Below are 25,165 nucleotides of genomic sequence, written 5' to 3'. Positions count from 1 at the left end.
CGATGAGGGATTAACGCCGCCAGGCCATCCTGGCCCCGCACCCGGCCGCATCCTGCGGCCGCGAGGGGGTTAAGGCGATGCGTGCAGGTCTGACGGTCGGGCTCATCACCTTGAGCATCCTGGCGACGGTGGCGCCCGCAGCGGCGCAGGCTCCCGCGCAGGAGCCCCGGATGCAGACGGCGGCGGCCGATGCCGGCGGGCCCGAGCCGATGACCACGGGTACGACCGTGCGGGTCGGGCGGCGCGAGGCAATCCCGGCACCCGCTCCGGCGCAGGCACGGCCCTGGTGCACCGGCCGGGTGTTCGGATCCGGCGCAGGCTTCTGCGCGATCAACTAGCGTGACGAAGACCCTTCGCGCGCCCGGCCCGCCGCAGCCTGCGGCGCCGGGGATCCAGAGTATCGCGACGAGGTCGGGTGCGGTCGGCGAGGCTCCGATGCCGATCCGATGGCCCGCGCGACCAGTCGCGCAGGAGAGATCGGCGGTCTCTCAGTGACCGTTGGGGTGGGTCGGCGCGGAGAGGCGCTCGACGTTGTTGCGGACATGTTCGCGATAGCGGTCGATCACCGCCTCCGGTGTGCCGCCGCCGAGCAGGGTGCCCGTCGCCTCGAGGGCCGCGCCGATCTTCTCGCTGACCATCCGCTGCGCCTCGACCTGACCGGCGAGGCCACCCCAGGCGAGCTTGACCATGCGCAGCTCGATGACCCTCTGGGATTCCATGGCGAGCATCGCGGTCGCGTACCAAGCGTCCAACATCCTGGGCTCCTTCGCATTTTGCAAATCGCAGGCGGAGGCCGGCACCATGGTGGTGCCGGCCCAAGCGGGATCAAGCGGCGCGGGCGCGGGGCGCCGCGAAGGCCGGGAGACGCCCCATCCGGCGGGCGAGGTCCGTCCAGCAGGCGATGGCCGCATCGACGGCCCGGCTCATCTCGGCGGCCTGAAGCTGCGCGAGGTCGCCCGGGCTGCGGACCGCGAGCGCGGCCTTCCAGAAGGCGAGGGCGGCCTGGCTCTCGCCCTGGAAGAAGGCCACGAGCCGACCGTTGATCTCGACGAAGCCCTGCATGGCGGCGAGCGGAATCTCCTCCCGGCCCGTCGGACCGGGCTGCTCCGGCGCCGGGGCCGAATCATCGGCGGTCGCGACGGCGGGAGCCTCGTCCGCGACCGGCTCGGCCAGGGGGGGCTCGGCCAGGGGGATCTCGGCCACCGGCGGAGCGGCGTCAGGGGCGTCCGGATTCTGCGCCGGGGCCTGCTCGCTCCCGGCCGCAGCGACTTCGGCCACAGGCTCTTGGGCTACCGGCTCCTGGTCAGCCAGCTCCGGGACGACGGGCGTCTCGGTCGAGGACTTCTCCGGTGCCTCGTCGGTCTTGGACTCGCCTTCGTCGGCCCTCGGCTCGATGGGCTCCTCAGCCGCGGCTTCCTGCTCCGGCTCGGTGACGGAGGCCTCCTCCGGCGCGTCCTCGGCCTCGGCAGCCGGCGCGGTGCCGGGCTGCTCGGTCTCGGCCTGTTCCAGCTCGGTCGAGGTCTCGGCCTCGGCCACGATCACCTCGTCGGACGCCGTCTCGCCGGAGGTCGTCTCGCTGGTTTTGGCAGGATCGTCCGCCCGCGCGGCTGCCCGGACGGGAGGGCGGCGGGGCGGCTTGCGGGTTCTGTCGGTGCGGCGCGTCGTGGTCATGGCTCGGCCTCCTCGGAGTAGCGGGCGCCGCGTCCCTGGCGCGTCACCCGGCGGGCGGCCGCCCTCACCCGATGCGGGGGCGGACGCGCGGAGCCGGAGCGCCGGCAGGCTCGTCCGGGGCACCGGCAGGTGGGCGCGGACGAGGCCGCGCGGCCATCGACGGCGCGCCGTGACGCGCCGCCGGTCTCATCCCGGCCGAGCGGCAGGGCCGATGTCGCCAGGCCGGAAGACGGTGTCCGGCCCGGACGCGCTCGTCGACGCGCGGCGACGCCACGCCCCGCCGGGTCCCTCGGCCCCCATCCTCGGCCTGATCGGACCTCGCTTACGCCTTGGCCTGGGTCTTGGTCAGGTCGGCCTTGATCGACTCGGACAGGGTGGCGAATTCCTTCGCCTGGTTCTGCAGCGCGCTCATCTGATTGCGCATGTACTCGCCCTGCAGCTCAAGCGCCTCCTTGACGTCGCGGCTGCGCACGAGCTTCTCGGCGAGGTCGAAGGTCGCGGTGGCGTGCTGCTCGGTGTAGTCGAAGCCGCGGGCCACGGCGGCGCCCATGCCGGTCTGCGAGGTCTGGGTCGAGGACTGCACGGTCTCGGCGAGCTTGCGGGCGGAGCCGAGGAACGTGCCGAACGCCGTACGGGCGTTCTGGACGCCCTTCTCGGCGAAGTCGCGCATCTCGGTCGGGATCTCGAAGGGCTTCTGGGTGCTGCTCATGGGCGTGGCCTCTGGCTCTCGCTACGCGCGCCGCCCGTGAGGATTTGTGCGACGCAGCAAACACGATGCTGCAATGCAGCGCGCAAGTCAACGGGTCGCGTGCAGCCTGCCCTTGCGCAGGCGCGACGCCGCGCTACTGCGTGAGCCGAAACTGCGCGATCGAGCTGCCGATGCTCTGGAACGCCGGCCTCAGATCGTTCGCCGTGACGACGTTGTAGAAGAAGCCGTCCTTGGAGGCGCACGACTTCAGCATATTGGTGTTCCCGTCGATCACCCGCACCGTGTAGATGGTGATGCCGGCCTCCTTCGCCGCCGCGCAGGCCGCGAGCGTGCGGGTATCGATGCAGTCGGAGCTGCGACCGTACCACCATTTGCCCGCGCAGACGCCGTCCCAGCGATTGTCGGTGTTCAGTCCGTCGGTCAGCACGATCATGATCTTGCTGACGCGGTCGTCGGTGAGGCTCGTCGCGGTGTTGAGCGGGCCGTAGGGCGTGAGGGCCTCCATGCCCCAGGCCACGCCGATGGTGACGTTGGTGTCGCCGCCCGCGCTCATGCTGTCGATGGCGGCGGCTAGCCCGGGATAGTCGGTGCTGAGCGGGCGGACCGCCGTCAGGGTCGGCTTGCCGTAAGACATCGATGCGCATTTGTCCGCCGGATAGGCGTCGGCACGGCCGGGTTCGGCGTTCGGCACCTGCACGTCGTAGGGCTGGTCGCGGTCGGTGACGCAGCCCTTCCAGGTCCCCTCGCTGACGGAGCCGACCTTCGTGTAGTTCAGCCAGGCCGCGTCAGTGACTGCGGTGCCGAGATTCACCTGGGTCGAGAACGGCACCAGGGCGACCTTGGCACTGTCGCGGGTCAACACGACCTTGTCGAGGTAGCTCAGGAAATCCTTCGCCGCCTGCTTCAGGGCGGGAAGCTTGCCGGAACTGTTCATCGAGCCGGTATTGTCGAGCACCAGTGCGATCTCGACGGACTTTCCACCCGACATCGCCTGCGACGTGCCGCTGACCTCGAGCGGCCCGGTCCGCATCAACCGTCCGAGCGTCATGTCCACCTGAGCGGTGGCGCTCACCGTCACCTGCGTGCCGGCGCGGACCGGCGTGAAGCGGGTCACGGTCACACCGGCCTGGGCCGGGAAGCTCGCGTCGAAGAGGGCCCGGGCGCGGGACCGGAAATCGGCGTCGGTCGTCAGGACCGGCGCCTCGCGGATGACCGCCAGCACCGCCGCGTCGGTGGCGGTCTGGAGCTTCGCCCGGATCCCGGCGCCGCGGGCGTAATCGATGCCGGCCCCGGCCAGGAAGGCGAGGGGAATCATCGTCAGGGCCATGATCACCGCGACGCCGCCGCTGCGGTCGCGCCGGAAACCATCGAACAGCCGCCTCATCGATGGGACGCCCTCCCGGTGCCGCTCGTTGCCGTTACGAGCAAGATCTAACAATGCGAATGTTAAGGGTTCGGTGACGAGGTCCTGGAGCATGAGGCCGTGTCCATCATGCTTCGTTAAGGTTTCCGGCCACGAATCGCGGCAAGCTCGTGTTAACGAAGCCGCATCATAATCAGGGACAGTCGTGTTCCCGGGTTCGGGACATCCTCAGCTGCCGAAGGCAGCCCTACGAGTATCTGACGAGGACTGCCGATGCGTGCCCTGCGGTTCCGCCCCCATCCCGCCGTCCTCGCGGCCGGTATTCTCGGTCTCGGCACCCTGTCGGGCTGGGGCGCCTACGGCGTCTCCTCGTCGGGCAAGAGCGCGCTCCGGGCCCAGCTCGCGGAGGCCGAGAGCCAGCGCGACGCGTTCGCCGCACGCGTCAAGCAGTTCCAGGACGTCGAGGCCGAGCTGCGCGACCGTCAGGCCAAGATCGCCGCAGCGCGGGACGAGATCGCCCAGCTCGGCGCGACCCGCGACAAGGCCAAGGCCCAGCTCGCCGCGACGCAGCGCGACCTCGCCTCGCTGACCAAGCGCCTCGATCAGGCGAAGGACAAGGTGACCCAGACCGGCAGCATCACCCCGGCCGCCGAGGCCAAGAAGCCGGCGGTAAGGTAGCCGGCGCGGTAAGGTAGCCGGCGCGGCAACGATCCGTCACGGTCAGGAAGCCGGCGCGTCGCCCGGCCCGTCAGGCCGGGAGGCAGTCGAGTTCTGCGCTTTGCCGCGGAGATTGCAGCGCCGTCTCGGCCTCGCGGCGCGACAGGCTCTCGACCAGGGCGGCCCAGCGCATGCCGACCTCGTGCCCGAGGGTGAGGCGGCCGGTCTCGTCGTAGCGGCGCCAGCCGCAGCGCGGCGCGCCGTCCGCCCCGACCTCGTCATAGGTCTCGTAGCGTGCCACCAGGCGGTCGTGCCGGTCGTATTCCCGGTGGAACCAGCAGATCCCGAACACCCGTCCGCCGCGGCCGAGCATGCCGGCGCTCTCCAGCCGGTGCCCGCCCGGAATGCGGAAGATGGTCTCGAAGGCGGGAGGCGCGCAGCGCATGGGCATCTCCGTCGCGTGTCTGTCGCGGAGCGGCGCCGGCAGAGAGGGAGCGCCAAAGGATGACCCGGCGGAGCCGGGCGTCGCGGCTTCGGGAGCGCCCCCGGAGATCGCGCGTAAATTATTTCTCAGCAATTTGTGCGCTGCAACCATCCGGGCGTCAAGCCCGGATGATTCGCGCGGCACAGCCGCGGATTACTGACCCTTCGCAGCGATCGCCTCGGCCCAGGCCACCGAGCGGCGGGCCATCGGGATGTGCTGGCGCTCGAACATCCGGCCGTTGATCTGGATCGCGCCGCGCTTGGCGTTCTCGGGACGCTCGTAGGTCTCGATCACGGTGCGGGCCACCGCGACCTCCTCCTCCGTCGGCGCGAAGGCGGCGTTGGCGAGCGGGATCTGGCTCGGATGGATCAGCGTCTTGCCGTCGAAGCCGAGGATGCGGGCCTGCTCGCATTCCTGGCGGCAGCCGTCGAGATCGGAGAAGTTGTTGTAGACGCCGTCCAGGATGGTCAGGCCCTCGGCGCGGGCGCCGGCGAGCGCCGTCATCAGCCAGGGCATCATCGGGGCCCGGCCGGGCACGATCTGCGTCCAGGTGTCCTTGGCGAGGTCGTTGGTGCCGAGCACGAAGCAGGTGAGCCGGGTGCCCGGGTTGCGCCGGGCCGCGGCGATCGCCTGGATGTTGAGGATCGAGGCCGGGGTCTCGATCATCGCCCAGATCTTGATCTCCGCCGGCGCGTCGAGGGCCTCCAGCCGGTCGGCGATGTTCTCGAGCACCGCCGGGGAGGAGACCTTCGGCATCAGGATCGCGTCGGGCTTCGCCTCGATCGCGGCGCGCAGGTCGGCCTCGCCCCAGGGGGTCTGAGGGGCGTTGACCCGGATGATCAGCTCGCGCTCGCCGTAGCCGCCCTGGCGGACCGCGGCGCAGACTTGCTCGCGGGCGAGGTCCTTGGCGTCGGGCGCCACCGCGTCCTCGAGGTCCAGGATCAGGGCATCGGCCGCGAGCGTGCGCGCCTTCTCCAAGGCGCGCGGGTTGGAGCCCGGCATGTAGAGCACGCTGCGGCGGAGGCGGAGATCGATCATCGCGGGGTTCCCTTGCGGTCGCCCCCCTGATTACGGCAGCGTCCGATTGCGTTGCAACATGGTGCGCAACCGGGCGGTGGGCCAGTGGGCTTGTACCGCCGCGCCCTGAACGGACCCGTTCGAAGGCGCTGGCTAAGCCCGAACGGGCGTCGGCGCTGATGCGCCGGACGCCGTGGCATCGACGAATCGATGCCACGGCGCGAGGGTACTAGCAGGCTGCTGAAAAAGGGCTTCGCCTGTCGGCAGAAGCGTGATTCACTCTTCTGGGATCATCGGGAGAGTTTTCAGTGCGTGGTCAGGATCTCCGAAGCAGCTCGCTGTTCTCCTACGTGGATCTCGAGCGCCGCATTCGGCCTGACCATCCCCTGAGAACGATCCGAACTTTGGTCGACGAGGCGCTCACGACGCTCGACGGGCAGTTCTCGGAGATCTACTCGCAGATTGGCCGCCCCTCGATCCCACCCGAGCAACTCCTGCGCGCCATGCTGCTCCAGGCATTCTACTCCGTGCGCTCCGAGCGACAGTTGATGGAGCGCCTCGACTTCGACCTGCTGTTCCGCTGGTTCGTCGGCCTCGGCATCGACGATCCCGTCTGGGATGCCTCCACCTTCTCCAAGAACCGCGATCGGCTGCTGGGCGGCAGCGTGGCCGCCGCCTTCCTGAGCGCCGTGCTGGCGATCCCGCGCGTCAAGCGGCTGCTGTCGCAGGATCATTTCACCGTCGATGGCACCTTGATCCAGGCTTGGGCCTCGATGAAGAGCCTCAAGCCCAAGGACATTGCGCCCTCCGACCCGCCTGATCCCCCGGCAGGCGGGCGCAATCCCGACGTCGACTTTCGCGGCAAGAGCCTGTCCAACGACACTCATCAGAGCAGCACTGACCCCCAGGCGCGGCTCTACCGCAAGGGTCAGGGCAAGGAAGCCAAGCTCTGCTTCATGGGTCATGCGCTCATGGAGAACCGCAATGGGCTGATCGTCGATGGCTGCGTGACCCAGGCGACGGGGCAGGCCGAGCGCGTCGCGGCCCTGGCGATGATCGAGAAACGGGCCAACCGTCCCACCCGCGTCACCCTGGGCGCCGACAAAGGTTACGACGCCGCGGACTTCGTGAACGAACTGCGCGCCATGGCGGTGACGCCGCACGTGGCCTGCAACACGGCGGGACGCCGCTCCGCCATCGACGGACGCACCACACGCCAGCCCGGCTATGCGATCAGCCAGACGATCCGCAAGCGGATCGAGGAAAGCTTCGGCTGGAGCAAGGAGATCGGCCTGATCGGCCGCATCCGGGTCCGCGGGCGGGAGCGGATCGACATGGCCTTCACCTTCACAGCCGCAGCCTTCAACCTCGTGCGGCTGCCAAAACTCCTCGGAGCGTAAGCGACCGCCTGACGACAGAACGGTGCCGCCTCTTGCTCAACGCAGCCGAACCCTGCCCCAGCGCAGCGGTTGAGCCCGGCACGACGAGCCACCGCAACGCCGGTGCAAGGCGAAAACCAGCAAACCAAACGGCGCCAAGCCAGGCATCAAAGCGACAAGCCCCTTTTTCAGCAGCCTGCTAGAGGGGTCTGCGCGCCGCCGGGCCGTGTCCGACCAGTCCCCGTCCGCGGGGCGACGGTCCGGGAGCGCGAGGTGCCGTCCGGCCCTACTCGGCGGCGATCCGCCGGGGGCCGAGATCGAGGGAGGCGTGGCCGAGCGTCTCCGCCACCGCCGTCAGGATCCGCGACAGGGCGTCGAAGCCGGGACGGGGCAGGAGCTTGCGCTCGTCCATGTAGAGCGCGCGGTTGACCTCGATCTGCAGGGCGTGGCGGCCGAGCGCCGGCTCGCCGTAATGCTCGGTGATGAAGCCGCCCGCATAGGGCTTGTTGCGCACCACCCGGAGGCCGTGGCCGCGGAAGGCCGCTTCGGCGCAGTCGATCAGGTCCGGCGCGCAGGAGGTGCCGAAGCGGTCGCCGAGCACCACGTCGACCGCCGGCCCCTCGTCGCGCGCGAGGCTGGTCGAGGGCATCGAGTGGCAGTCGATCAGGACCGCGTGGCCGAAGGTGCGGGCGGTGCGCGCCACCAGCTCCTTGAGGGTGCGGTGATACGGCTTGTACAGGTCCTCGATCCGCGCCAGCGCCTCCTCGACCGGCAGGCGGCCGCGATAGATCTCCTGGCCGTCCGCCACCACGCGCGGCACCGTGCCGAGGCCGCCCGCCACCCGCATCGAGCGCACGTTGACGAAGGGCGGCAGCCGCCCCTCGAACATCCGCGGGTCGAGCTCGTAGGGTTCGCGGTTGACGTCGAGATAGGCTCGCGGGAAGGCGGCCTGCAACAGGGGGGCGCCGAGGCCGACGACCGGGGCGTAGAGCCGATCGACGAAGGCATCCTCCGAGCGGCGCAACGCCACCGCGTCGAGCCGCGAGGCGGCCACGAAGGAGGTCGGGTAGACCGCCCCCGAATGGCCGGTGTTGTAGACGAACGGCAGGGTCTGCCGCTCCGGCTCGTCCACCCGGAAGGGCGGCGCAAACAGGCTGGCGGGGGGGACCCGGCTCATCCGGTCGTCCGGGAGAGGGGAGTGAGGGAGGGACGCGATCGCACCTTCATCCGGCTAATCTGGCGCCCCTGATCCAGCCTGTCCACTGCCGCGAGGGTCTTAGCGCCCCGTTAAGAATCCGCTGGGGGAAACCGCGCCGGCGGGCCCCGCGTCAACACTCTGTTTACCACGCGGCCGCTTTATGGAATGAACGAACCGAATCGGTATCCGGGACTTTCGTTCATGAAGATCCTCCTCGCGGAAGACGACAACGACATGCGTCGCTTCCTCGCCAAGGCGCTCCAGAACGCGGGCTACGACGTGGCCTCGTTCGACAACGGCTTGTCGGCCTATAACCGCCTGCGCGAGGAGCCCTTCGAGCTCCTGCTCACCGACATCGTGATGCCCGAGATGGACGGCATCGAGCTGGCGCGGCGCGCCACCGAGCTCGACCCCGACATCAAGGTGATGTTCATCACCGGCTTCGCCGCGGTGGCGCTCAACCCGGATTCGAAGGCTCCGAAGGACGCCAAGGTCCTGTCGAAGCCGTTCCACCTGCGCGAGCTCGTCACGGAAGTCGAGAAGCTGATGGCGGCCTGAGGACCGCCTCGGGTCGCGACGCCGATGGCGCGTTCGCTCCCGCGCGCCTATATCGGGTCACCCCCCAGCAGCGCACGAGCCGACGGATGCAGCCGGTCACGATCTACACCACCAGCTGGTGCCCCTATTGCGCGGCGGCGAAGTCGCTGCTGCAGGAGAAGGGCGCGGCCTTCACCGAGATCGACGTCGAGGCCAAGGCGGGCGCCCGGCGCGAGATGATCGACAAGGCCGGCGGCCGCACCAGCGTGCCGCAGATCTTCGTCGGCACGACCCATGTCGGCGGCTGCGACGACCTCTACGCCCTCGACCGCTCCGGCCGCCTCGACCCGCTGCTCGCCGGCTGACGCGACACGCGTCCGACGTCACGCATCTGGCGGGGCGGCGGCGTTCCGGCGTAAGCTTCTCGGGCATTTCCGGAGTTGCTCCCATGACCGCTCCCCGCTTCGTCGCCGCCTGCGTGCAGATGCGCTCCGGACGCGACCCCGCGCAGAACCGCGACGCCGCGGTGGCGGGCATCCGCGAGGCGGCGGACCAGGGCGCGCATTACGTCCAGACGCCCGAGATGACCTCGCTCCTCGAGCGCGACAGGCTGAGCCTGTTCCAGAAGATCCGCGCGCCGGAGGACGACCCGACCCTCGGTGCGCTCCGCGACGTCGCCCGCGAGCGCGGAATCGTGGTCCATGTCGGCTCGCTCGCCGTGAAGAACGGCGACAAGGTCGCCAACCGCGCCTTCGTGATCGACCGCGAGGGCGCGATCGTCGCGGCCTACGACAAGCTCCACCTCTACGACGTCGACCTGCCGAACGGCGAGAGCTACCGCGAATCGGCCACCTATACGGGCGGCGCCCGGGCCGTCGTGACCGACCTGCCCTGGGGCCGGCTCGGCGTCGCCATCTGCTACGACGTGCGCTTCCCCGCCCTCTACCGGGCCCTCGCCGAGGCCGGGGCCGAGATCCTGTCGGCGCCGGCCGCCTTCACCCGCCAGACCGGCGAGGCGCATTGGCACGTGCTGCAGCGCGCCCGGGCGATCGAGACCGGCTCGTTCATGATCTCGGCCGCGCAGGGGGGCCGGCACGAGGACGGGCGCGAGACCTACGGCCACTCGCTCATCGTCGATCCCTGGGGCCGCATCCTGGCCGAGGCCGACGGCAACGCGCCGGGGGTGATCCTGGCCGAGATCGACATGGCCCTCGTCGCCGACGCCCGCGCCCGCATCCCGGCCCTGCGCCACGCCCGGCCGGTGGTCGTCGAGGCCGCGCGCGCCTGACGGACCCGTCGACGTTCTCTTCGCCCCGATGTTTCCTCGGGGCCGGATTTCCGCCACAAGGACCGCGTCAAGGGTCGCGGCCCCTCGCAAACGCGCGCCCGCCCACCGATATCCTCCGTCATGATCCGCTACGCCCTGTCCTGCGATTCCGGCCACAGCTTCGAGAGCTGGTTCCCGTCGAGCGACTCCTACGACGAGCAGGCGCGGGCCGGATTCGTGACCTGCCCGTTCTGCAACAGCCCGAAGGTGGCCAAGCAGATCATGGCGCCGTCGCTCGGCCGCACGCCGAACCTGCCGGCTCCCGTCGAGGCGCCGACCGCCCCCGCCGCGCCGGCGCCCGCCGAGGCGCCGGTCAGCCTGGTCTCCGAGCCCGAGCGACAGCTGCGCGCGATGATCCGCGCCCTGCACGAGCACGTCGCCCGCACCGCCGACCATGTCGGCGAGAACTTCGCGACGGAAGCCCGGCGGATGCATTACGGCGAGACCGAGCAGCGGGCGATCTACGGCGAGGCAAGCCTGACCGAGGCACGCTCGCTCCTGGAGGAGGGGATCGCCGTGCAGCCGCTGCCGTCGCTGCCGGACGACCGCAACTGAGCGCCAACTCGCCCAGTTCCTCAACTCGCCAGAAAAAGCACCGACCGGTCCGAGGCCTCCAGCACCGTCTCGGCGAGGGGCCCGAAGGCCGCGCCGTCGCCCGCCCGGCGCGTGACGCCCATCACGATCAGGTCGTGATCGCCGGCCCGGGCCTGGCGCAGGATCTCCCGCTCCGGCGCCCGCGTGGCCCGCACCTGCATCCGCACCCGCAGGCCGGCCTGCTCGGCGAGGTCGAGCACGTCGCGCAGGGCCGCCGAATCCCCCTGGGCTAAGCCGGTGAGGCGGCGCCGCGTGCCGGCGGCCTCCGACAGGAACAGCACCGTCAGCGGCGCGCCCGTGCCGCGGGCCAGGGTGACGGCGATCTCGGCGCCACGCCGGGCGGCCTGGGTGCCGTCGATCACCGCGAGGACCGAGAGGGCGGCCCGCTCCGGATCGGCGCGATGGGCGCCTCGCGCCGCCGCGATGGCGAGCGGCCCGTCGAACCGCTCGGCCGCGCCGGCCACCGCATCGGCGAGGCCGCCCTCCGGCGCCACGGTCGGGTCGATGCCGACGATCAGAAGGTCGTAGCCCTTGGCGGCCTCCTCGCCGACGGCCTCGGCCGCGGGTGCGGCCCGGGCGAGCTCGGTCACCTCCACCACCCCGGTATCCTCGTCGCGTGCGCCTTGCCGCGCGCCTTTCGCCGCCTCCGCCACCGTGCCGGACAGGGCGTTTTCCTCCGTCGGTTCGCCGAGCCGCACCACCGTCACCGGCATGCCGCGCGAGCCCGCGACGAGGCCGGCGACCCGGGCGGCGAAGCGGCCCTTCGGACCGTCATCGGCGGCGACGAGCAGGCGTTCGAGATGGGCAACGAAGCCGCGCTCCTCCGCCGCCTCGCGCTCCAGCCGCTCCTTCTCCTCGCCCTTCAGCGGCAGGCGGTGGAGCGCCCAGCGCAAGGTGGGCGGCATGGCCAGGGTGGTGATCAGTGCCATCGCGACGATCATGGTGAACAGGTCCTGGCTCAGCGCCCCCATGCCGAGCCCGATCGAGGCGACGATCACCTCGGTCGAGCCGCGGGCATTCATGCCGCAGGCGAGCGCCAGGGATTCCCGCCGCCGCAATCCCCCGATCAGCCCGCCCGCGAAGGCGCCGGCGAACTTGCCGAGGCTCGCGATGGCGATGAGCCCGAGGGTGAGGAGGAGCAGGCGCGGGTCGCGCAGGATGGTGAGGTCGGCGCTCAGGCCCGCGAGCCCGAAGAAGATCGGTGCGAACAGGGCGGTGACGACGCCGCGCAGCTGCTCGTCGATACGCTTCGTCAGGATCGGCGACTGTCCGACAAGGAGGCCGGCCACGAAGGCGCCGAGCACCGTGTGCACGCCGATGGCTTGCGTGATCAGCGCCAGACCCCCCATCAGCACCAGGATCGCCGTGATGACGGCGGCCTCGCTCTGCAGGGAGTCGTTCGCCCAGCGGATCAGCAGGAAGACGAGGCGGCGCCCGACCGTGAGGCTGACCCCGAGGAAGACCAGGGTGCCGGCGAGGCTGCGGCCGACCTCCCACGGATCGATGGTGCCGGCCTGCGCCAGGCTGAAGATGACCGCGATGATCACCCAGCCGATCGTGTCGTCGATGATCGCCGAGGCGACGATGACCTGGCCGACGTTGCGGCGCAGGAAATCCATCTCGCGCACCACCATGGCGACGATCTTGACCGAAGAAATAGCCAGCGCGGTGCCGAGGAAGAGCGCCGTGACGAGGCGCAGCTCCGGATGCGGCAGCATCGCCTCGGGCAGGAATTGCCCCAGGAGGAAGCCGCAGCCGAACGGCACCGCGACGCCGGTGACCGAGACGCTGAGCGCCGCGCGCCGGACCTTGCGCACCAGGGCGAGGTCGGTCTCCATCCCGGTCATGAGCAGGAGGAGCAGGATGCCGAGCTGGGCGATGCCGTCGAGGAGCGCCTTCTGATCGCGGCCCGGCGGAAACAGCCAGTGCTGCGCCTCCGGCCAAACCGCCCCGAGGAAGGACGGGCCGAGCAGGATGCCGGCGAGCAGCTGGCCCATCACCGCCGGCTGCCCGACCCGCAGCATCGCCTCGCCGAGCAGGCGTCCGACGGTGAGGAGCAGCACGATCTGGACGACCAGCACGACCTCGGACGGGCCGCCGCCCGAGCCGATCCCGGCGGCCTCAGCGGCGCCGGCGAGGAGCGCCGACGCCGCGAGCGCGATGCCGAGCGTCGCGGCGAGGAGCGCCGGCCTCACGCGACGGACCCGTCGGATCGGTCCTGGGGGGAAGGCGCCATGACGCGGATGCCGGGTCCTCTCGCTTCGTGCGACCGACAACCGGGCGCTGCGGACCGGGTTCCGGGCGGATCACGGAACGGAGGCGAACCGGGCGGCGTCCGGCCGGACGGACAGGCGGTCGCGGCCGGGCGGGCAGGATCCGGCGGCGCGACGGCGCGGGAGGCGTGGCCACTCGTCCGCCGTCTGTCCTGGCCCAGGTTCTTCGCCGGCCCCGGGGTCGGCCGCCCGGACCCGCCGGTCGAGCCGCACGACGAGGGAGGCCGCCGCCGTCGCGCAGATCAGGCCGGCCGCTCCGGCGGCGAGCGCCACGATCGTCGGCCCGTCTTGAATCGACCAGGCTGCCGCGGCCATCGCACCGCCGATCGCCGCCGTCATGGTAAAGAACATCGGTCCTCCTTTGGATCCCGGCAATAAATCGTCAAGCTCTGCCAGGTTCGTCCGGCACTGCCGGTGTGGTATGCGAATCCTGAACGGAGTCGCGGAGACCTGAGGAGATCATTAAGGGATCGGCGCCTAGGCTCGCCGATGGTCAACCGTTCCTGAGTATCCGACCGTGTCCCTGCGTACCAATCTCACCCTCGCGATGATCGCCGGCCTCGGCTTCGCCACGGTGTGCGCCGTCTGCTCGGCGCAGCTCGACCGCGAGCCGCCGCAACCGCCGCAAGTGGTCGCTGCGGTCAAGGCCGCGCCCCTGGACGAGCCGGTCACCACCGGCTCGATCGTGCCGATGCCGCCCGCCGCCAGGATGGCCCGGCTGGCGAAGGTCGAGCCCAAGGCGGCGCCGAAGAAGGAGGTGAAGAAGGCGGAGCCTGCCCTCGATTCCGAGCGGCTGGCCGCGCTCCTCGCCGAGCCGACGGTAATGAAACCGAAGCGCTGACGGGTCAGCCGCGGCGCAGGCCCCGCAGGGCCGCGATGCCGGCGAAAGCCGCCAGGACGACGGCGATCAGGGCGTTGTAGCCGGCGAGCGAGATCCCGAGGAAGCGCCAGGCCGCCGCGGTGCAATCCACCGGGCGGGTGCTCTCGAGGGCCTTGAGGAAGTCGTTGACGCCGGCCGGTGCCGGGCCGGCCCCGCCGCCGCAATCGCTCGGTCCCGGCCAGAAGCCCCACTCGGCCCCGGCATGGTAGGCGCCGAGCCCGGCCCCGACCAGGAAGATCACCGCCACCAGCGCCAGCAGCCAGGACGCGGGACGGCGCGGCAGCAGCAGGGCGGCGGCAAGGAGCGGCACGGCGAGGTAGTAGGGCTGGCGTTCGGTCAGGCAGAGCTTGCACGGCACGTAGCCGAGGACGTGCTGGAAGATCAGCGCGCCGCCCACCGTGGCGGCGGCGCCGACGAGCACCAGCAGGGCCGCCGGCCGGGGAGCGGTGAGGGCGTGAGCCATCGAGGCCTGGGCCATGGGCGTGATGCCTTCAGAACAGGTAGCGGAAGCCGACGAAGCCGAGCACGCCGACCGCCACGAACACGGCCGCCACCGCGTTCAGGTGCCGGTCGAGGACGGTCCGGATACCGACGCCGTAGCGGCCGACGAGCCCCGCCAGGATGAAGAACCGCGCACCCCGGGTGATCAGCGACAGCACGATGAACCAGAACAGGTCGTAGCCGGCGAAGCCCGACGTGATGGTGACGAGCTTGTAGGGGATCGGGGTGAGGCCTTTGAGCAGGATCACCCAGTGGCCGTAATGCGCATAGGCCTCCCGGAAGGCGTCGGCCCCCTTGTCGAGCCCGTAGAGATGGAAGAGCCAGGCGCCGAGCGAATCGTAGAGCAGCGCGCCGATGGCGTAGCCGGCAATCCCGCCGACGACCGAGGTCAACGTCGCGATCAGCGCGTAGGTCCAGGCCTTCTCCGGCCGGGTCACCGCCATCGGCACCAGCATCACGTCCGGCGGGATCGGGAAGAACGAGCTCTCGGCGAAGGAGACCGCGCCGAGCGCGTAGGGAGCCGAAGGGCGCGCGGCGAGGGCGAGGATCCACTCGTAGAGGCGGCGCAGCATGGGTCTGGGAGTGCCCGTCTGGGTGAGGTCCGGGCCCTTTGAGCACAGGATTGCGGCGCTGGCGAGGGCGCCGGCGGCACAGCCCGGGCAGGACGGCCGGGCCGGCGACGGCAGGAAGCGGGCCGAGGAGGGCCGGGCCGGTCCGCCTCGCCCAAGCCGCAGAGGGACAGTCCAGACCCGCGGAAAAACTCATCCAAAAGGATTAAGCCCGATGGCGGGGACGGGATTCTGCTTGACGGGACTGCGCGAATCCGTCCGATCCCCGCCACGATCATCGGTCATCGATCACCCTTCACTCTACCGAAGGCCCGCGTGATGTCGCTCCTGCGTTCGCTCCTCGTCCTCACCCTGCTGGCCGCTTGTGCCGGCCCCGTCCTCGCCGCGGAGGACGCGGTGGCCCGGTGGCAGCGGGCCGATGCGGCCTGCGCCCTGCCGGCCTCGCCGCTCGCCAACCAGGCCTGCGAGGACCGCGACCGCTACGCCGCGTCGCTGCGCCGCCAGGGCTGGTGCGAGTCGCGCGCCACGACCGACTACGACCATTGGGGCTGGCAGCGTTGCGCGCCGGCCGCGACGGCGCGGGCGATGCCGCGGCGCCGGGCCCGCCCGCACGCCTGATCTCTCCTGCAAATGGAGGATGCGCCGGCGACCGGGCCGACGCTAAGGTTGCGACATCTGGACCTCGACTTCCCGCCCCGCCCGGCCCCCGCCACGGCGGGGCTTCTCTCGTCTGCGGGCGAGGATGCCCGGGAACGCCGGCGGGCGAGCCCAGCTTCTTCCGCGGCGAGGCGACATCCCGTGCCTGTCGCGCCCCGGAAGGTTCTCCGCTCGGCCCGTCCCTCTCGGGACGAGAGCCGGCTCAATCCTCCGGGATCTCTCCCGGGGGCAGCAGGGCCGGCGCCGCCTCCCGCCGCGGCGGGGCGGTCGGCGCGGGGCGGGGCGCCTGGGCCACCGGCGGCGCGGGCGCCCGGTCGACGATGTCCACCGGCGCCGTCAGCTCGACCATCCGGGAGGCCGTCGCGGCGACGCGGTAGCCGAGGGAGGAGGCCGTGCCGCGCAGGTCGCGCACCGCCTGCCGGGCGACGTCCGGGCCGTGGCAGATGGCGAAGTACATCGCGACGAAGTTGGCGTTCTTGCGGATCGTCTCGCTGCTGTCCTCGGTGGCGAAGGGGGCCAGCATGAAGGCTGCCGTGCGGGTCTTGCCCTGCGCCATCACGGCGGGCTTCGTCGGCGAGCAATAGACGTAGCCTGCTTCCGCCTCGCGCTCGCTGCGGCCGGCATGGCTCGCGTGGAAGGTCTTCACCTGCGTGCGCTTGAGGCTGCCGGTGGTGCCGGTCAGCATCGGCTCGACCCGCAGGACCTGGAACTCGTCGCAGCCATCCTTGTGGCAGAGGCCGCGCACCAGGTCGTTGCGGTTGTAGTCCTGCGCGAGGGCGGGACCGGCGAGGAGGAGGAGCACGGCTGTACGGGCGAGCATCGACGATCGGCTGGCTGTGGACGGGAGGCTGATCCCGTAGCAGCCGTTCCTGGCGGGAGCGTGGCCGACGCGGCGCAGGACGGGCCCGGTGTGGAACCGCCGTCACGCCCGTCGCTCAGGCCGCGCCTTGCGCTTCTCGGACTCGAACGCCTCGCGCCGGCGCGCGATCTCCTCGGCCGAGAGGCGGTGCAGGCTCGCGTAATCCGCCTTCCAGGACGGGTCGGCGCTCCAGGCTTGCGGCGATTGCACGGTCGTGCGCGGTGCTATTGCCGATTCGAGGAGGGCGAGGGCCAGGTCCAGCGTCGCCGCCTGCGAGGCCCGGTCGTGCGGCCGGCCGGCGGCGTTGCCGAGAGGAAAATCGCTGAACAGGAAGCGCGGCACCCCGCAATGCTCGACGACGTCCTTGGCGCAGCCCATCAGCACGGTGGCGAGGCCGGCTTCCTCCAGCGCCCGGGCGGCGAGCGCGAGCGATTGGTGACAGACCGGGCAGTTCGCCACGAGGATCGCCGCATCGGCCCCGTCGGCGCGGACGCGGCGGACGATCTCCGGCGCGTCGGTCTCGATCGTGACGCGCTGGCTGCGGTTCGTCGGCAGGCCGTGGAAGCGGGAGGCAACACGGCCGATCCGCCCTGCGGCCTCCGCCGCCCGCAGGGCCGCGAGCGGAAAGTAGGTGTCGGGATCGTCCGCCCGCGTGTGGTCGCGGTCATAGGCGATGTGGGCGATGCGCAGGTCCGGGTCGCTGTCGGTCGGGCCGGAATAGACGGTGAAGAACTTGGCCGCGCCGTTATAGGGCGCACCGGGGGCCTGGTCGCCCTTGTCCGGCTGGTAGGGGGCGGCCGTCGTGACGAGGGCGAGGCAGGCCTCCGGCAGGGGTTTTCGGAGAGGGGCGAAGGGGACGTCGTCGAAACGCGCCCAGCGATAGGGCGGGTAGCCGAGGGCGCCGTAATAGGCCCGCGTGCGCGCCCGATAGGGGATCGGCTCGTCCAGGTCGGCGGCTGCGTCCATCGTAAGGCTCCTGTCCCGCTTGCGGATCAACGCGTCCCAGCCATCTCCCGCCGCAGCCAGTCGGCCACGACGCGCAGGTCGGGCCGGTGGCGCAGGTGCTCGGCGGTCCAGAGCTGCATCGCGTGCGGGCCGGGCACGAAGCCCAGCGGCGCGACGAGGTGGCCGGCGGCGATCTCGTCCTCGACGAGGAGGCGCGGTGCCAGGGCGAAGCCGAGGCCGCAGGCCGCCGCCTGGATCACCAGGTAGAAATGCCCGAACGCCTCGTCGGGCGCGATCGCGAGGTCGGGCCGCCCGATCGCCCGGGCCCATTCGGCCCAGGCGTCCGGCCGCGTCGCGGTACCGAGGATGCGGGCCCGCGCGACGAGGTCGTCCGGCCCGCCGGCCGTCACCCGCAGGGCGTAGTCGGGGTGGCAGACCGGCCCGATCTCCTCGCGGGTCAAGGTCTCGGCGAGCGCGCTCGGAGGCGCGCGGACCATGCTGTTGCGGATGGCGAGACCGATCTCGTCGCGGATGAAATCGACCTCGCCGTAGCTGACGGTCAGCCTGAGCTCGATCGATGGGTGGTCCCGCTTGAAGCGCTCCAGCCGCGGGATGAGCCAGCGCATCATCACGGTGGCCGAGGAGGACAGGGTCAGCGGGCCCGGCTGCACCCGCGCCACCGCGGCCTGCATCCGCTCGAAGCTCTCCGCCAGCTCGGCGGCGAGCCGCGCCCCCTCCGGCGTCGGCGCGACGGCCCGGGCGCCGCGATCGAGGAGGGGCAGCCCGAGCTGCGCCTCGAGGGCACGGACCTGCCGGCTCACCGCTCCGTGGGTGACGCCGAGCTCGATCGCCGCGGCGCTCATGCTGCCGAGGCGGGACGCGGCCTCGAAGGCGCGCAACGCGTTGAGGGGCAGGCGCGGCTTCGGCATGTCTTTCCCCTGGGCATGCGGGCTCCCGGGCACGTACGAGTTTTTCTCACAGGTCGCTGCGCCGAACTCAAGTTCTCGCGCGTCCGAGACGTCGTTAGGGTCACGGCCCGCGCCGGCGGCGCGCTTCCCCGGAGCCGAGTGTATGAGCCAGCGTCCTGCCGCGCCCCCGATCCGGATCGAGGCCGACTACCTGCTCGAGACCGCGAGCGATCCCGGCCGGGTGGCGGAGACGATGGCCGGCGAGCAATCGAGCGGCACCTTCGTGCCCGTGCCGGGGGAGACACCGGAGCTCAAGGCCCGCTCCGCCGCCCGGGTCGAGCGCCTGGAGGTGCTGGACGAGGCCGTTGCCGGCCCGTCGCTGCCGACCACCGCCGCGGTCGATCCGGCCCGCTTGCGCCGCGCGCACGTCACCCTGTCCTGGCCGATCGAGAATCTCGGTCCCTCGCTGCCGAACCTCCTGGCCACCGTCGCCGGCAACCTGTTCGAATTGCGCCCGATCACGGGCCTGCGCCTCCTCGACATCCGGCTGCCGCAGGCCTTCGCCGAGGCCTATCCGGGCCCGCGATTCGGAATCGGGGGCACGCGGCGCCTCGCCGGCATCGAGGGGCGCCCGATCATCGGCACCATCATCAAGCCGAGCGTCGGCTTCGGGCCCGAGGAGACCGCCGCCCTGGTGCGCACCCTCTGCGAGGGCGGCATCGACTTCATCAAGGACGACGAATTGCAGGCCGACGGGCCGCATTGCCCGTTCGACGACCGGGCGCGCGCGGTGATGCGGGTCGTCAACGACCATGCCGAGCGCACCGGCCGGAAGGTGATGGTCGCCTTCAACCTCACCGGCGAGATCGACCAGATGCGACGGCGCCACGACCTCGTGCGCGACCTCGGCGGCACCTGCGTGATGGCGAGCCTCAACTCGGTCGGCCTCGTCGGGATGATCGAGCTGGCGCGGATGAGCGAATTGCCGATCCACGCCCATCGCAACGGCTGGGGCTATCTCGCCCGCCACCCGCTGCTCGGCTGGTCCTACGTCGCCTGGCAGAAGATCTGGCGGCTCGCCGGCGCCGACCACATGCATGTCAACGGCCTCGACAACAAGTTCTCGGAGGACGACGACAGCGTCGTCGCCTCGGCCCGCACCTGCCTGACCCCGCTCTTTCCCGACAAGCCCTGCCTCGCCATGCCGGTCTTCTCATCGGGACAGACGGTACGGCAGGCGCCCGGCACCTTCGCGGCCCTCGGCTCGACCGATCTCATCGTGACGGCGGGCGGCGGCATCGTCGCCCATCCGGGCGGGCCCGGCGAGGGGGTGGCGGCCCTGCGCCAGGCCTGGGAGGCGGCGGTCGCGGGCATCCCGCTCCCCGACCATGCCCGCACCCATCCGGCTCTGGCCCAGGCGCTGGAGGGAGCGGCGTGACCGCCGGGTGCCAGGGTTCTCGCCCGCTCCCCGACGGTCCCCTCGTCGCCTTCTACGGCGACGACTTCACCGGCTCCTCGGCGGCGATGGAGGTGCTGGCCTTCGCCGGGCTCGAGACCGTGCTGTTCCTCTCTGCCCCGAGCGAAGCGCGCCTGAAGGCCTTCGCGGGCGCCCGCGCGATCGGCATCGCCGGGGTGGCGCGCTCGCAGCCGCCGGCCTGGATGGACCGGGAATTGCCCCCCGCCTTCCGGCTCCTCGCCTCCCTCGGCGCTCGGATCGCGCATTACAAGGTCTGCTCGACCTTCGATTCGGCGCCGCATGTCGGCTCGATCGGCCGCGCCGTCGAGATCGGCCGATCCATCTTCTCCGGCGCCTGGACCCCGATGGTCGTCGCCGATCCGGGGATGGGGCGCTACCAGAGCTTCGGCCACCTGTTCGCGGCGGCCGGCGGCCGGGGCTACCGCCTCGACCGCCACCCGACCATGGCCCGCCACCCGGTCACGCCGATGGACGAGGCCGATCTCGGCCGCCACCTCGCCCGTCAGACCGCCTTGCCGGTCGGGCTCGTCGACTTCGTGGCGATGAAGCGGGGCGAGGGCGACGCGGCGCTCGATCGGGCCGTGGCCGAGGGCGGGAGAATCGTCTCCCTCGACGTGCTCGATGCCGAGACCCTGGCCGAGGCCGGCCGGCTGATCTGGGAGCGCGGCGGACAGCCCGTCTTCGCCGTCGGCTCGCAGGGGGTCGAGGCCGCCCTCGTCGCCCATTGGCGCCGGGCGGGCCTGCTGCCGGCCGAGCCGCCGGCGGCCCGGTGCGCACCCGTGGAGCGGATCGCGGTCGTCTCCGGATCGGTCTCCCCGGCGACGGCCGGCCAGATCGCCCACGCGCTCGACCGAGGCTTCGCCGGCATCCGGCTCGATGCGAGGCGCGTCGTCGACGACCGGGCCTTTGCGCAGGAGATCGGGCGGGCAGTCGAGGCGGCGCGCGAGGCCCTCGGCGAGGGACGCGATCCCCTGGTCTACAGCGCCGCCGGCCCGGACGACCCGGCGGTCGCCGCCTTGCGGGAGGCCGTGACGAATGCGGGCCTCGATCCGGTCCTGGCGAGCGAGCGGCTCGGGGCCGGGCTCGGGCGCATCTTGCGGGAGGTCGTGCTCGGTGCAGGCCTGGCCCGGGCGGTGATCGCCGGTGGCGACACGTCCGGCCATGCCGCGCTCCAGCTCGGGATCGACGCGCTCACGGCGCTCGCTCCCCTCGATCCCGGCTCGCCACTCTGTCGCGCCCATGGCGCCGACACGCCGCTCGACGGTCTCGAACTGGCGCTCAAGGGCGGCCAGGTCGGCCGGCCCGACTTCTTCCTGGCCGTCAAGCAGGGCGGCCGCACCCCCGCGTGAGGAGACGACGATGACGCAGCGGCTCGCAGGCAAGGTCGCCCTCGTGACCGGGGCGGCGCGGGGCATCGGACTCGCCGTCGCGACCGCCTTCGTGCGCGAGGGCGCGACGGTCGCGATCGCCGACCTGAACGGGGCGGGCGCGGCGGAGGCCGCCGCCCGCCTGGGGGCGGAGGCGATGCCCGTGACCGTCGACGTCGCGGACCCGGATTCCGTCGCCGTGATGATGGCGGCGATCCTCGCCGCCCATGGCCGCGTCGACATCCTGGTCAACAATGCGGGAATCGGCGCCAACACACCGTTCCTGGAGACGAGCCTCGCCGACTGGAACCGCATCATCGGGGTCAATCTCACCGGCGCCTTCATGGTGGCGCAGGCCTGCGCCCGCGAGATGGTGCGCAGCGGCGGCGGCAAGGTCATCAACATCGCCTCGCTGTCGGGCCAGCGCGGCGGCAACGGCCGGGCGGCCTACGGCTCGGCCAAGGCGGGGCTCGAACTGCTCACCAAGGTGATGGCGGTGGAGCTCGCCCAGTACAACATCAACGTCAACAACATCGCGCCGGGTGCGATCGAGACCGAGATCGCCAAGGCGATGCACGACCGGGCGACGCGGGCCGCCTATGCCGCCCGCATCCCGATGACCCGCTACGGCACGCCGGAGGAGATCGCCGACGCCGCGGTCTTCCTGTGCTCCGACGAGGCCCGCTACATCCACGGCCACACCCTCAACGTCGATGGGGGGTTTCGCGAGGCGGGTCTGATGTTCGAGCGCGACGCGGGGTGAGTGGCGGCGAGCGGTCGCGCCGCGGTGCGGGCCGGCCTGTCGACCTCGTCGGCTCAGGGATGAGCCGCCGTTGCTGGGGGTGGCTTCGGACCGGATGCGGTCAGCCGGTGCGCCCGCTCTTCCGGGCGAAGCACCATCCTGCACGGGATCGTAGCGGAAAGGACGGACGCCGCTCCCTTCATCGAAGGAGCAGAGCGGTTCGGCTGGAGACGGGTCAGCTGCTGCGGCCTCCGGCCGGCGGTCGACACGTGGCGTGACCCGCATCCACGGACGGCGAGGTGTCCGGTGGGGCGCCCTTGCGGCCGGGCCGTGACCCTCGCGGCGATCCTTCGGCCGTGCGATGCAGAAGCAATTCAGTACATTCACATGATTTAAAAGCATTATGGATGGAGCAATCCTCAATTTCTTGATTGTTTAACAAATTCAATAATTCTTGATATTTTATATCGAAGTATGCGATTATTTATTTTTACAATATATTACGATATTTAATATGCATTATTGAAATGTCAGATCGATACTGTCGATAGACATTAATATTGTCGGATATTTGATAAATGCACTCGATATATCGAATTAATCAATATAATATCTCCGAGTACGAGTATCGAAATCTTTCCCGCTATCGTCATGATTGTCATGGAAAACTGTTTTCCCCTCCGCCGACCCGGACGCAGCCCGGCCGCGGAGTTTTTTATGACCTAAGGTTGATGAAAATTACCTGAGGGTGTATCGAATCAGGGACAGACGAATCACTCATCTGTCCGGCAACTCGGAGGAAAGCCATGTCGCAACCTCATAATTTCCAAGATCTTCAGGCTGGTTTTTATAATGCGCTCTCGCAAGGACTCGGCTTTTCTCCGAATGATCCTTTTCAGATCATCCAGCCATCGCCGCCACTTGTCGCTGGAGAAACGGCAGATCAGGATCTTTGGGCATATCTCAACAATATACCCCCCTATTCCCTGACCCAGAACACGGCGATATCGGGCGGAAATCAGTTCCTTTCCAACTATCAAGGCGTGATGTCCGCATTGCTGGCAGCGCCGAACAGCTTCCAGAGCACCATCGGCCCGGCATGCAACAATGCCTACACGCAGGCCGTGCAGAACGGAGATGCGGGGACGAGCGCCATCGACTTCCGCAACTGGGCCCTCACCAACGGGGCATGTAGCCCGGTTGCGGTCTCGGGGGCCTCGGCGCTCGCCGCCGCCATGCTCGACCCGGTCTTCGCGGCCCAGATGAACGTCACGGCCTACAAGCCGGTCGGCAAGAAGCCGGTCGACTTCTCGCAAGACTACAGCAAGCTGAAACAGCTTCTGAAGAATGCGCCAAATCGGTCCTTCTCGGTCGCGGAGAGCAGCTGGAATACCGACGTCTCGCAGAGCTGGACGAAAAGCGCCAATAGCGGTTTCTTCGGCCTGTGGGGCGGCAGCTCCTCGACCTCGGAGGTCAGCGAGAAGTTCGCGTCGAGCGGCGTCAATCTCGATGCGACGTTCGAGCACGTGCTGAGCTTCGCGCCGACCCCCGGCGACTGGTACACCTCGTCGGCCTTGGGGCTGGCGTTCCACAACCAGAGCGGAGCGCCCTGGGATCAGAGCAAGCCGATCAACTGGACCAACACCTTCGGCCCCCAGGGCAACATGCAGCGCTTCATGTCCAGCCTGGTGGTCGTGAGCGGCATGTCGATCGTCGTCACCTCGTCGGCGGTCTACACGTCGGACGAGCAGAACCAGATCACCTCCAACTCGCAGAACGGGCTGTGGCCGTTCTACACCAGCGGCGGCTCCGGTGGCTCGTCCTCGAATGTCAGCTTCGATAACTCGGGCCATATGGTCGTGAAGACCACGAGCAAGCCCGGCGTTCCGGTGGTGATCGGCGCGAAGGTGCTCTCCGCAAGCCAGTATCTCGGCGCCGAGGCGCAGGCCGCGAAGACGTTGACCAAACTCTTCTTCGCCGCCTGACGCGGATCCGCGCGGAAGGCGTCCCTTGCCTGCGGGCGAGGGGCGCCCTTCGAAAGCCGTCCGTCCGCCCGTCATGCGACCGGCGGACGACCCGACCCCTCTCGGCGACGATCCTGCGGAGGCCTCCCATGTCCAGCTTCGATACCCTGCAGAGCCGTTTCGTGGACCAGGAAATCCAGGCATTCGGGCTCCGTGGCCAAGGCGCGGCGATTACCCAGCCCGCCATGGCCCTTCCCGCCGGCGACGACGCCGCGCTCTGGGGCTGGTTCAACACGCTCCCGAAGCCGGGCCCGATCTACGCGCCTTCGGCGTCGGACTTCTTTACCGCCTATTCCGCCGTCATCGGAGCGCTGGTTCCCAGCGGCAGTTTGCTCGATCCCATTGCGGCGGCGCAGGCACGGCTCGCGGAGTGGGGATCGGCTCCGGCGACGTGGAGCATCGATTCCGCCGGGCTGAACCGCCTGCTCGCCGCGGCGTCCGGCTTGACCTTCCACTTCGACGCCGTCCCGACGCCGCCAGCCGGGTATTTCGGCCTGTTCGGCGGCCTGCCGCCGCTCGACCCCAGCGCAACCTTCGCCAGTGGCACGGTGAAGGCGACCGTCGCCTGCAACCACCTGTCCGTCGTCAGGCCACAGCCGGGCGACTGGTACGTCTCCTCGGCCTTGTCCCTGGCCTACCGCACGCCCGGCGCGGCGCCCTGGAATCCGGCCTCCGCGGTCAACTGGGACACGGCCTTCGGCCCGAACGGGACGCTCCGATGGATGACGACAGGCCTCGTCGTAGCTTCCGGTCTGTCCGTCTCCGCCGGCTCCACCGCGCCCTTCGACGCGGTGAGCCAGTCCCTCGTCGAGGCTGGCGTGAAGGCCGCCGGGGCGTGGCCCTACTATCTTCCGGCGACCGCGGCGAAGACCATGGTGAGCTTCGACGACGCCGGTCGCCTCGACGTGGCGATCACGGGCAAGTCAAAGACGACGGTCGTCCTGGCCACGATCGTCCAGAGTGCCGCGACCTATCTCGGCGTCTGAACGGCCAGCACCGTCTCGGCCGGCATCGTCGTCAGGCTCGG

At 70.4% G+C, this 25,165-nt stretch carries 28 protein-coding genes; 14 read left to right on the top strand and 14 right to left on the bottom strand.

From position 1 onward, the window contains the following. Positions 1–77: 77 nt before the first annotated feature. Positions 78–338 (top strand): hypothetical protein, encoded by a 261-nt coding sequence (locus DA075_RS31330; RefSeq protein WP_099957058.1) that lies wholly within the window; start codon positions 78–80, stop codon positions 336–338. A gap of 150 nt (positions 339–488) precedes the next feature. On the opposite strand, the gene DA075_RS31325 is transcribed toward DA075_RS31330, so the two are convergent. The 4 genes from DA075_RS31325 to DA075_RS31310 form a co-directional block, all read right to left on the bottom strand. After that, positions 489–755, bottom strand: a complete 267-nt coding sequence (locus DA075_RS31325; RefSeq protein ID WP_099957057.1) for a hypothetical protein — start codon at positions 753–755, stop codon at positions 489–491. A 70-nt stretch (positions 756–825) separates the two neighbouring features. After that, on the bottom strand, positions 826–1,671 hold the full coding sequence (locus tag DA075_RS31320; protein ID WP_099957056.1) for a phasin family protein: 846 nt from the start codon (positions 1,669–1,671) through the stop codon (positions 826–828). Between the two features lie 322 nt (positions 1,672–1,993). Then, the gene (locus DA075_RS31315) at positions 1,994–2,380 is read right to left on the bottom strand and encodes a phasin (RefSeq protein WP_099957055.1); all 387 of its coding nucleotides are present in this window, start codon (positions 2,378–2,380) and stop codon (positions 1,994–1,996) included. 133 nt (positions 2,381–2,513) lie between these two features. Further along, positions 2,514–3,764 (bottom strand): pilus assembly protein, encoded by a 1,251-nt coding sequence (locus tag DA075_RS31310; RefSeq protein WP_164712574.1) that lies wholly within the window; start codon positions 3,762–3,764, stop codon positions 2,514–2,516. A 252-nt stretch (positions 3,765–4,016) separates the two neighbouring features. Between DA075_RS31310 and DA075_RS31305 the strand changes: the two genes are divergently transcribed. Continuing rightward, positions 4,017–4,421, top strand: coding sequence for a hypothetical protein (locus DA075_RS31305; RefSeq protein WP_099957053.1), 405 nt, complete (start codon positions 4,017–4,019; stop codon positions 4,419–4,421). 70 nt (positions 4,422–4,491) lie between these two features. On the opposite strand, the gene DA075_RS31300 is transcribed toward DA075_RS31305, so the two are convergent. Next, complete coding sequence (locus tag DA075_RS31300; protein WP_099957052.1) at positions 4,492–4,845, bottom strand: hypothetical protein; 354 nt, start codon at positions 4,843–4,845, stop codon at positions 4,492–4,494. A gap of 192 nt (positions 4,846–5,037) precedes the next feature. After that, positions 5,038–5,922, bottom strand: a complete 885-nt coding sequence (locus tag DA075_RS31295) for an HpcH/HpaI aldolase/citrate lyase family protein (protein WP_099957051.1) — start codon at positions 5,920–5,922, stop codon at positions 5,038–5,040. A gap of 287 nt (positions 5,923–6,209) precedes the next feature. Between DA075_RS31295 and DA075_RS31290 the strand changes: the two genes are divergently transcribed. Next, the gene (locus DA075_RS31290) at positions 6,210–7,301 is read left to right on the top strand and encodes an IS5 family transposase (protein ID WP_099951685.1); all 1,092 of its coding nucleotides are present in this window, start codon (positions 6,210–6,212) and stop codon (positions 7,299–7,301) included. Between the two features lie 265 nt (positions 7,302–7,566). On the opposite strand, the gene DA075_RS31285 is transcribed toward DA075_RS31290, so the two are convergent. After that, positions 7,567–8,457 (bottom strand): N-formylglutamate amidohydrolase, encoded by an 891-nt coding sequence (locus DA075_RS31285; RefSeq protein ID WP_099957050.1) that lies wholly within the window; start codon positions 8,455–8,457, stop codon positions 7,567–7,569. 222 nt (positions 8,458–8,679) lie between these two features. Between DA075_RS31285 and cpdR the strand changes: the two genes are divergently transcribed. The 4 genes from cpdR to DA075_RS31265 all read left to right on the top strand — a co-directional run bounded on the left by cpdR (position 8,680) and on the right by DA075_RS31265 (position 10,897). After that, positions 8,680–9,036 carry a cell cycle two-component system response regulator CpdR gene (gene cpdR / locus DA075_RS31280; RefSeq protein WP_048427828.1) on the top strand — a complete coding sequence of 119 codons (357 nt, stop codon included), beginning with the start codon at positions 8,680–8,682 and terminating at the stop codon, positions 9,034–9,036. Between the two features lie 86 nt (positions 9,037–9,122). Beyond that, entirely contained in the window at positions 9,123–9,380 is a 258-nt protein-coding gene (gene grxC / locus DA075_RS31275; RefSeq protein ID WP_099957049.1) for a glutaredoxin 3, read from the top strand. Positions 9,381–9,463: 83 nt separating this feature from the next. Further along, complete coding sequence (locus tag DA075_RS31270; protein ID WP_099957048.1) at positions 9,464–10,303, top strand: carbon-nitrogen hydrolase family protein; 840 nt, start codon at positions 9,464–9,466, stop codon at positions 10,301–10,303. 120 nt (positions 10,304–10,423) lie between these two features. Beyond that, positions 10,424–10,897, top strand: coding sequence for a DUF1178 family protein (locus DA075_RS31265; RefSeq protein ID WP_099957047.1), 474 nt, complete (start codon positions 10,424–10,426; stop codon positions 10,895–10,897). Between the two features lie 20 nt (positions 10,898–10,917). Here DA075_RS31265 and DA075_RS31260 read toward each other — a convergent pair whose 3' ends face one another. Next, a complete protein-coding gene (locus DA075_RS31260) occupies positions 10,918–13,131 on the bottom strand; it encodes a cation:proton antiporter domain-containing protein (RefSeq protein ID WP_244936695.1) in 2,214 nt (737 codons plus the stop codon). Between the two features lie 111 nt (positions 13,132–13,242). Beyond that, positions 13,243–13,560 (bottom strand): hypothetical protein, encoded by a 318-nt coding sequence (locus DA075_RS31255; protein WP_099957046.1) that lies wholly within the window; start codon positions 13,558–13,560, stop codon positions 13,243–13,245. 166 nt (positions 13,561–13,726) lie between these two features. Here DA075_RS31255 and DA075_RS31250 point away from each other — a divergent pair, with 166 nt between their 5' ends. Continuing rightward, positions 13,727–14,050 (top strand): hypothetical protein, encoded by a 324-nt coding sequence (locus DA075_RS31250; RefSeq protein ID WP_099957045.1) that lies wholly within the window; start codon positions 13,727–13,729, stop codon positions 14,048–14,050. Positions 14,051–14,054: 4 nt separating this feature from the next. Here DA075_RS31250 and DA075_RS31245 read toward each other — a convergent pair whose 3' ends face one another. Together DA075_RS31245 and DA075_RS31240 are read right to left on the bottom strand one after the other, a co-directional pair. Then, positions 14,055–14,567: a disulfide bond formation protein B gene (locus DA075_RS31245; protein ID WP_414468193.1), complete on the bottom strand. Its 513-nt coding sequence runs from the start codon at positions 14,565–14,567 to the stop codon at positions 14,055–14,057. Positions 14,568–14,580: 13 nt separating this feature from the next. After that, positions 14,581–15,162: a YqaA family protein gene (locus DA075_RS31240; protein WP_099957044.1), complete on the bottom strand. Its 582-nt coding sequence runs from the start codon at positions 15,160–15,162 to the stop codon at positions 14,581–14,583. A gap of 315 nt (positions 15,163–15,477) precedes the next feature. On the opposite strand from DA075_RS31240, the gene DA075_RS31235 reads away from it, so the two are divergent. Continuing rightward, on the top strand, positions 15,478–15,777 hold the full coding sequence (locus DA075_RS31235) for a hypothetical protein (protein WP_099957043.1): 300 nt from the start codon (positions 15,478–15,480) through the stop codon (positions 15,775–15,777). Between the two features lie 241 nt (positions 15,778–16,018). On the opposite strand, the gene DA075_RS31230 is transcribed toward DA075_RS31235, so the two are convergent. The 3 genes from DA075_RS31230 to DA075_RS31220 form a co-directional block, all read right to left on the bottom strand. Further along, positions 16,019–16,636 carry a hypothetical protein gene (locus tag DA075_RS31230; protein WP_099957042.1) on the bottom strand — a complete coding sequence of 206 codons (618 nt, stop codon included), beginning with the start codon at positions 16,634–16,636 and terminating at the stop codon, positions 16,019–16,021. 102 nt (positions 16,637–16,738) lie between these two features. Then, the gene (locus DA075_RS31225) at positions 16,739–17,641 is read right to left on the bottom strand and encodes a glycine/sarcosine/betaine reductase selenoprotein B family protein (RefSeq protein ID WP_099957041.1); all 903 of its coding nucleotides are present in this window, start codon (positions 17,639–17,641) and stop codon (positions 16,739–16,741) included. 26 nt (positions 17,642–17,667) lie between these two features. Further along, positions 17,668–18,549, bottom strand: a complete 882-nt coding sequence (locus DA075_RS31220) for a LysR substrate-binding domain-containing protein (RefSeq protein WP_099957040.1) — start codon at positions 18,547–18,549, stop codon at positions 17,668–17,670. A gap of 142 nt (positions 18,550–18,691) precedes the next feature. Here DA075_RS31220 and DA075_RS31215 point away from each other — a divergent pair, with 142 nt between their 5' ends. The 5 genes from DA075_RS31215 to DA075_RS31195 all read left to right on the top strand — a co-directional run bounded on the left by DA075_RS31215 (position 18,692) and on the right by DA075_RS31195 (position 25,124). Beyond that, positions 18,692–19,966, top strand: coding sequence for a ribulose-bisphosphate carboxylase large subunit family protein (locus tag DA075_RS31215; RefSeq protein WP_099957039.1), 1,275 nt, complete (start codon positions 18,692–18,694; stop codon positions 19,964–19,966). Continuing rightward, on the top strand, positions 19,963–21,354 hold the full coding sequence (locus DA075_RS31210; RefSeq protein WP_099957038.1) for a four-carbon acid sugar kinase family protein: 1,392 nt from the start codon (positions 19,963–19,965) through the stop codon (positions 21,352–21,354). Before DA075_RS31215 ends, DA075_RS31210 begins: the two co-directional genes overlap by 4 nt. A 10-nt stretch (positions 21,355–21,364) precedes the next feature. Then, complete coding sequence (locus DA075_RS31205; RefSeq protein ID WP_099957037.1) at positions 21,365–22,135, top strand: SDR family NAD(P)-dependent oxidoreductase; 771 nt, start codon at positions 21,365–21,367, stop codon at positions 22,133–22,135. Between the two features lie 785 nt (positions 22,136–22,920). Continuing rightward, the gene (locus DA075_RS31200) at positions 22,921–24,099 is read left to right on the top strand and encodes a hypothetical protein (RefSeq protein ID WP_123834520.1); all 1,179 of its coding nucleotides are present in this window, start codon (positions 22,921–22,923) and stop codon (positions 24,097–24,099) included. 128 nt (positions 24,100–24,227) lie between these two features. Further along, positions 24,228–25,124 carry a hypothetical protein gene (locus DA075_RS31195; protein WP_099957035.1) on the top strand — a complete coding sequence of 299 codons (897 nt, stop codon included), beginning with the start codon at positions 24,228–24,230 and terminating at the stop codon, positions 25,122–25,124. Positions 25,125–25,165 lie beyond the last annotated feature (41 nt).

Origin of the sequence: Methylobacterium currus (assembly GCF_003058325.1) — a bacterium.
In the GTDB taxonomy this organism is placed as follows: Bacteria; Pseudomonadota; Alphaproteobacteria; order Rhizobiales; family Beijerinckiaceae; genus Methylobacterium; species Methylobacterium currus.
The sequence above is the reverse complement of the archived record's forward strand: the minus strand, read 5'-3'. Positions and strand labels throughout refer to the sequence as shown.

Excerpts from the sequence above, each read along its gene's own strand:
- DA075_RS31330 (WP_099957058.1), top strand. The coding sequence starts at position 78 with ATGCGTGCAGGTCTGACGGTCGGGCTCATCACCTTGAGCATCCTGGCG.
- DA075_RS31325 (WP_099957057.1), bottom strand. The coding sequence starts at position 755 with ATGTTGGACGCTTGGTACGCGACCGCGATGCTCGCCATGGAATCCCAG.
- DA075_RS31320 (WP_099957056.1), bottom strand. The coding sequence starts at position 1,671 with ATGACCACGACGCGCCGCACCGACAGAACCCGCAAGCCGCCCCGCCGC.
- DA075_RS31315 (WP_099957055.1), bottom strand. The coding sequence starts at position 2,380 with ATGAGCAGCACCCAGAAGCCCTTCGAGATCCCGACCGAGATGCGCGAC.
- DA075_RS31310 (WP_164712574.1), bottom strand. The coding sequence starts at position 3,764 with ATGAGGCGGCTGTTCGATGGTTTCCGGCGCGACCGCAGCGGCGGCGTC.
- DA075_RS31305 (WP_099957053.1), top strand. The coding sequence starts at position 4,017 with ATGCGTGCCCTGCGGTTCCGCCCCCATCCCGCCGTCCTCGCGGCCGGT.
- DA075_RS31300 (WP_099957052.1), bottom strand. The coding sequence starts at position 4,845 with ATGCGCTGCGCGCCTCCCGCCTTCGAGACCATCTTCCGCATTCCGGGC.
- DA075_RS31295 (WP_099957051.1), bottom strand. The coding sequence starts at position 5,922 with ATGATCGATCTCCGCCTCCGCCGCAGCGTGCTCTACATGCCGGGCTCC.
- DA075_RS31285 (WP_099957050.1), bottom strand. The coding sequence starts at position 8,457 with ATGAGCCGGGTCCCCCCCGCCAGCCTGTTTGCGCCGCCCTTCCGGGTG.
- cpdR (WP_048427828.1), top strand. The coding sequence starts at position 8,680 with ATGAAGATCCTCCTCGCGGAAGACGACAACGACATGCGTCGCTTCCTC.
- grxC (WP_099957049.1), top strand. The coding sequence starts at position 9,123 with ATGCAGCCGGTCACGATCTACACCACCAGCTGGTGCCCCTATTGCGCG.
- DA075_RS31270 (WP_099957048.1), top strand. The coding sequence starts at position 9,464 with ATGACCGCTCCCCGCTTCGTCGCCGCCTGCGTGCAGATGCGCTCCGGA.
- DA075_RS31265 (WP_099957047.1), top strand. The coding sequence starts at position 10,424 with ATGATCCGCTACGCCCTGTCCTGCGATTCCGGCCACAGCTTCGAGAGC.
- DA075_RS31255 (WP_099957046.1), bottom strand. The coding sequence starts at position 13,560 with ATGTTCTTTACCATGACGGCGGCGATCGGCGGTGCGATGGCCGCGGCA.
- DA075_RS31245 (WP_414468193.1), bottom strand. The coding sequence starts at position 14,567 with ATGGCCCAGGCCTCGATGGCTCACGCCCTCACCGCTCCCCGGCCGGCG.
- DA075_RS31240 (WP_099957044.1), bottom strand. The coding sequence starts at position 15,162 with ATGCTGCGCCGCCTCTACGAGTGGATCCTCGCCCTCGCCGCGCGCCCT.
- DA075_RS31235 (WP_099957043.1), top strand. The coding sequence starts at position 15,478 with ATGTCGCTCCTGCGTTCGCTCCTCGTCCTCACCCTGCTGGCCGCTTGT.
- DA075_RS31230 (WP_099957042.1), bottom strand. The coding sequence starts at position 16,636 with ATGCTCGCCCGTACAGCCGTGCTCCTCCTCCTCGCCGGTCCCGCCCTC.
- DA075_RS31225 (WP_099957041.1), bottom strand. The coding sequence starts at position 17,641 with ATGGACGCAGCCGCCGACCTGGACGAGCCGATCCCCTATCGGGCGCGC.
- DA075_RS31220 (WP_099957040.1), bottom strand. The coding sequence starts at position 18,549 with ATGCCGAAGCCGCGCCTGCCCCTCAACGCGTTGCGCGCCTTCGAGGCC.
- DA075_RS31215 (WP_099957039.1), top strand. The coding sequence starts at position 18,692 with ATGAGCCAGCGTCCTGCCGCGCCCCCGATCCGGATCGAGGCCGACTAC.
- DA075_RS31205 (WP_099957037.1), top strand. The coding sequence starts at position 21,365 with ATGACGCAGCGGCTCGCAGGCAAGGTCGCCCTCGTGACCGGGGCGGCG.
- DA075_RS31200 (WP_123834520.1), top strand. The coding sequence starts at position 22,921 with ATGTCGCAACCTCATAATTTCCAAGATCTTCAGGCTGGTTTTTATAAT.
- DA075_RS31195 (WP_099957035.1), top strand. The coding sequence starts at position 24,228 with ATGTCCAGCTTCGATACCCTGCAGAGCCGTTTCGTGGACCAGGAAATC.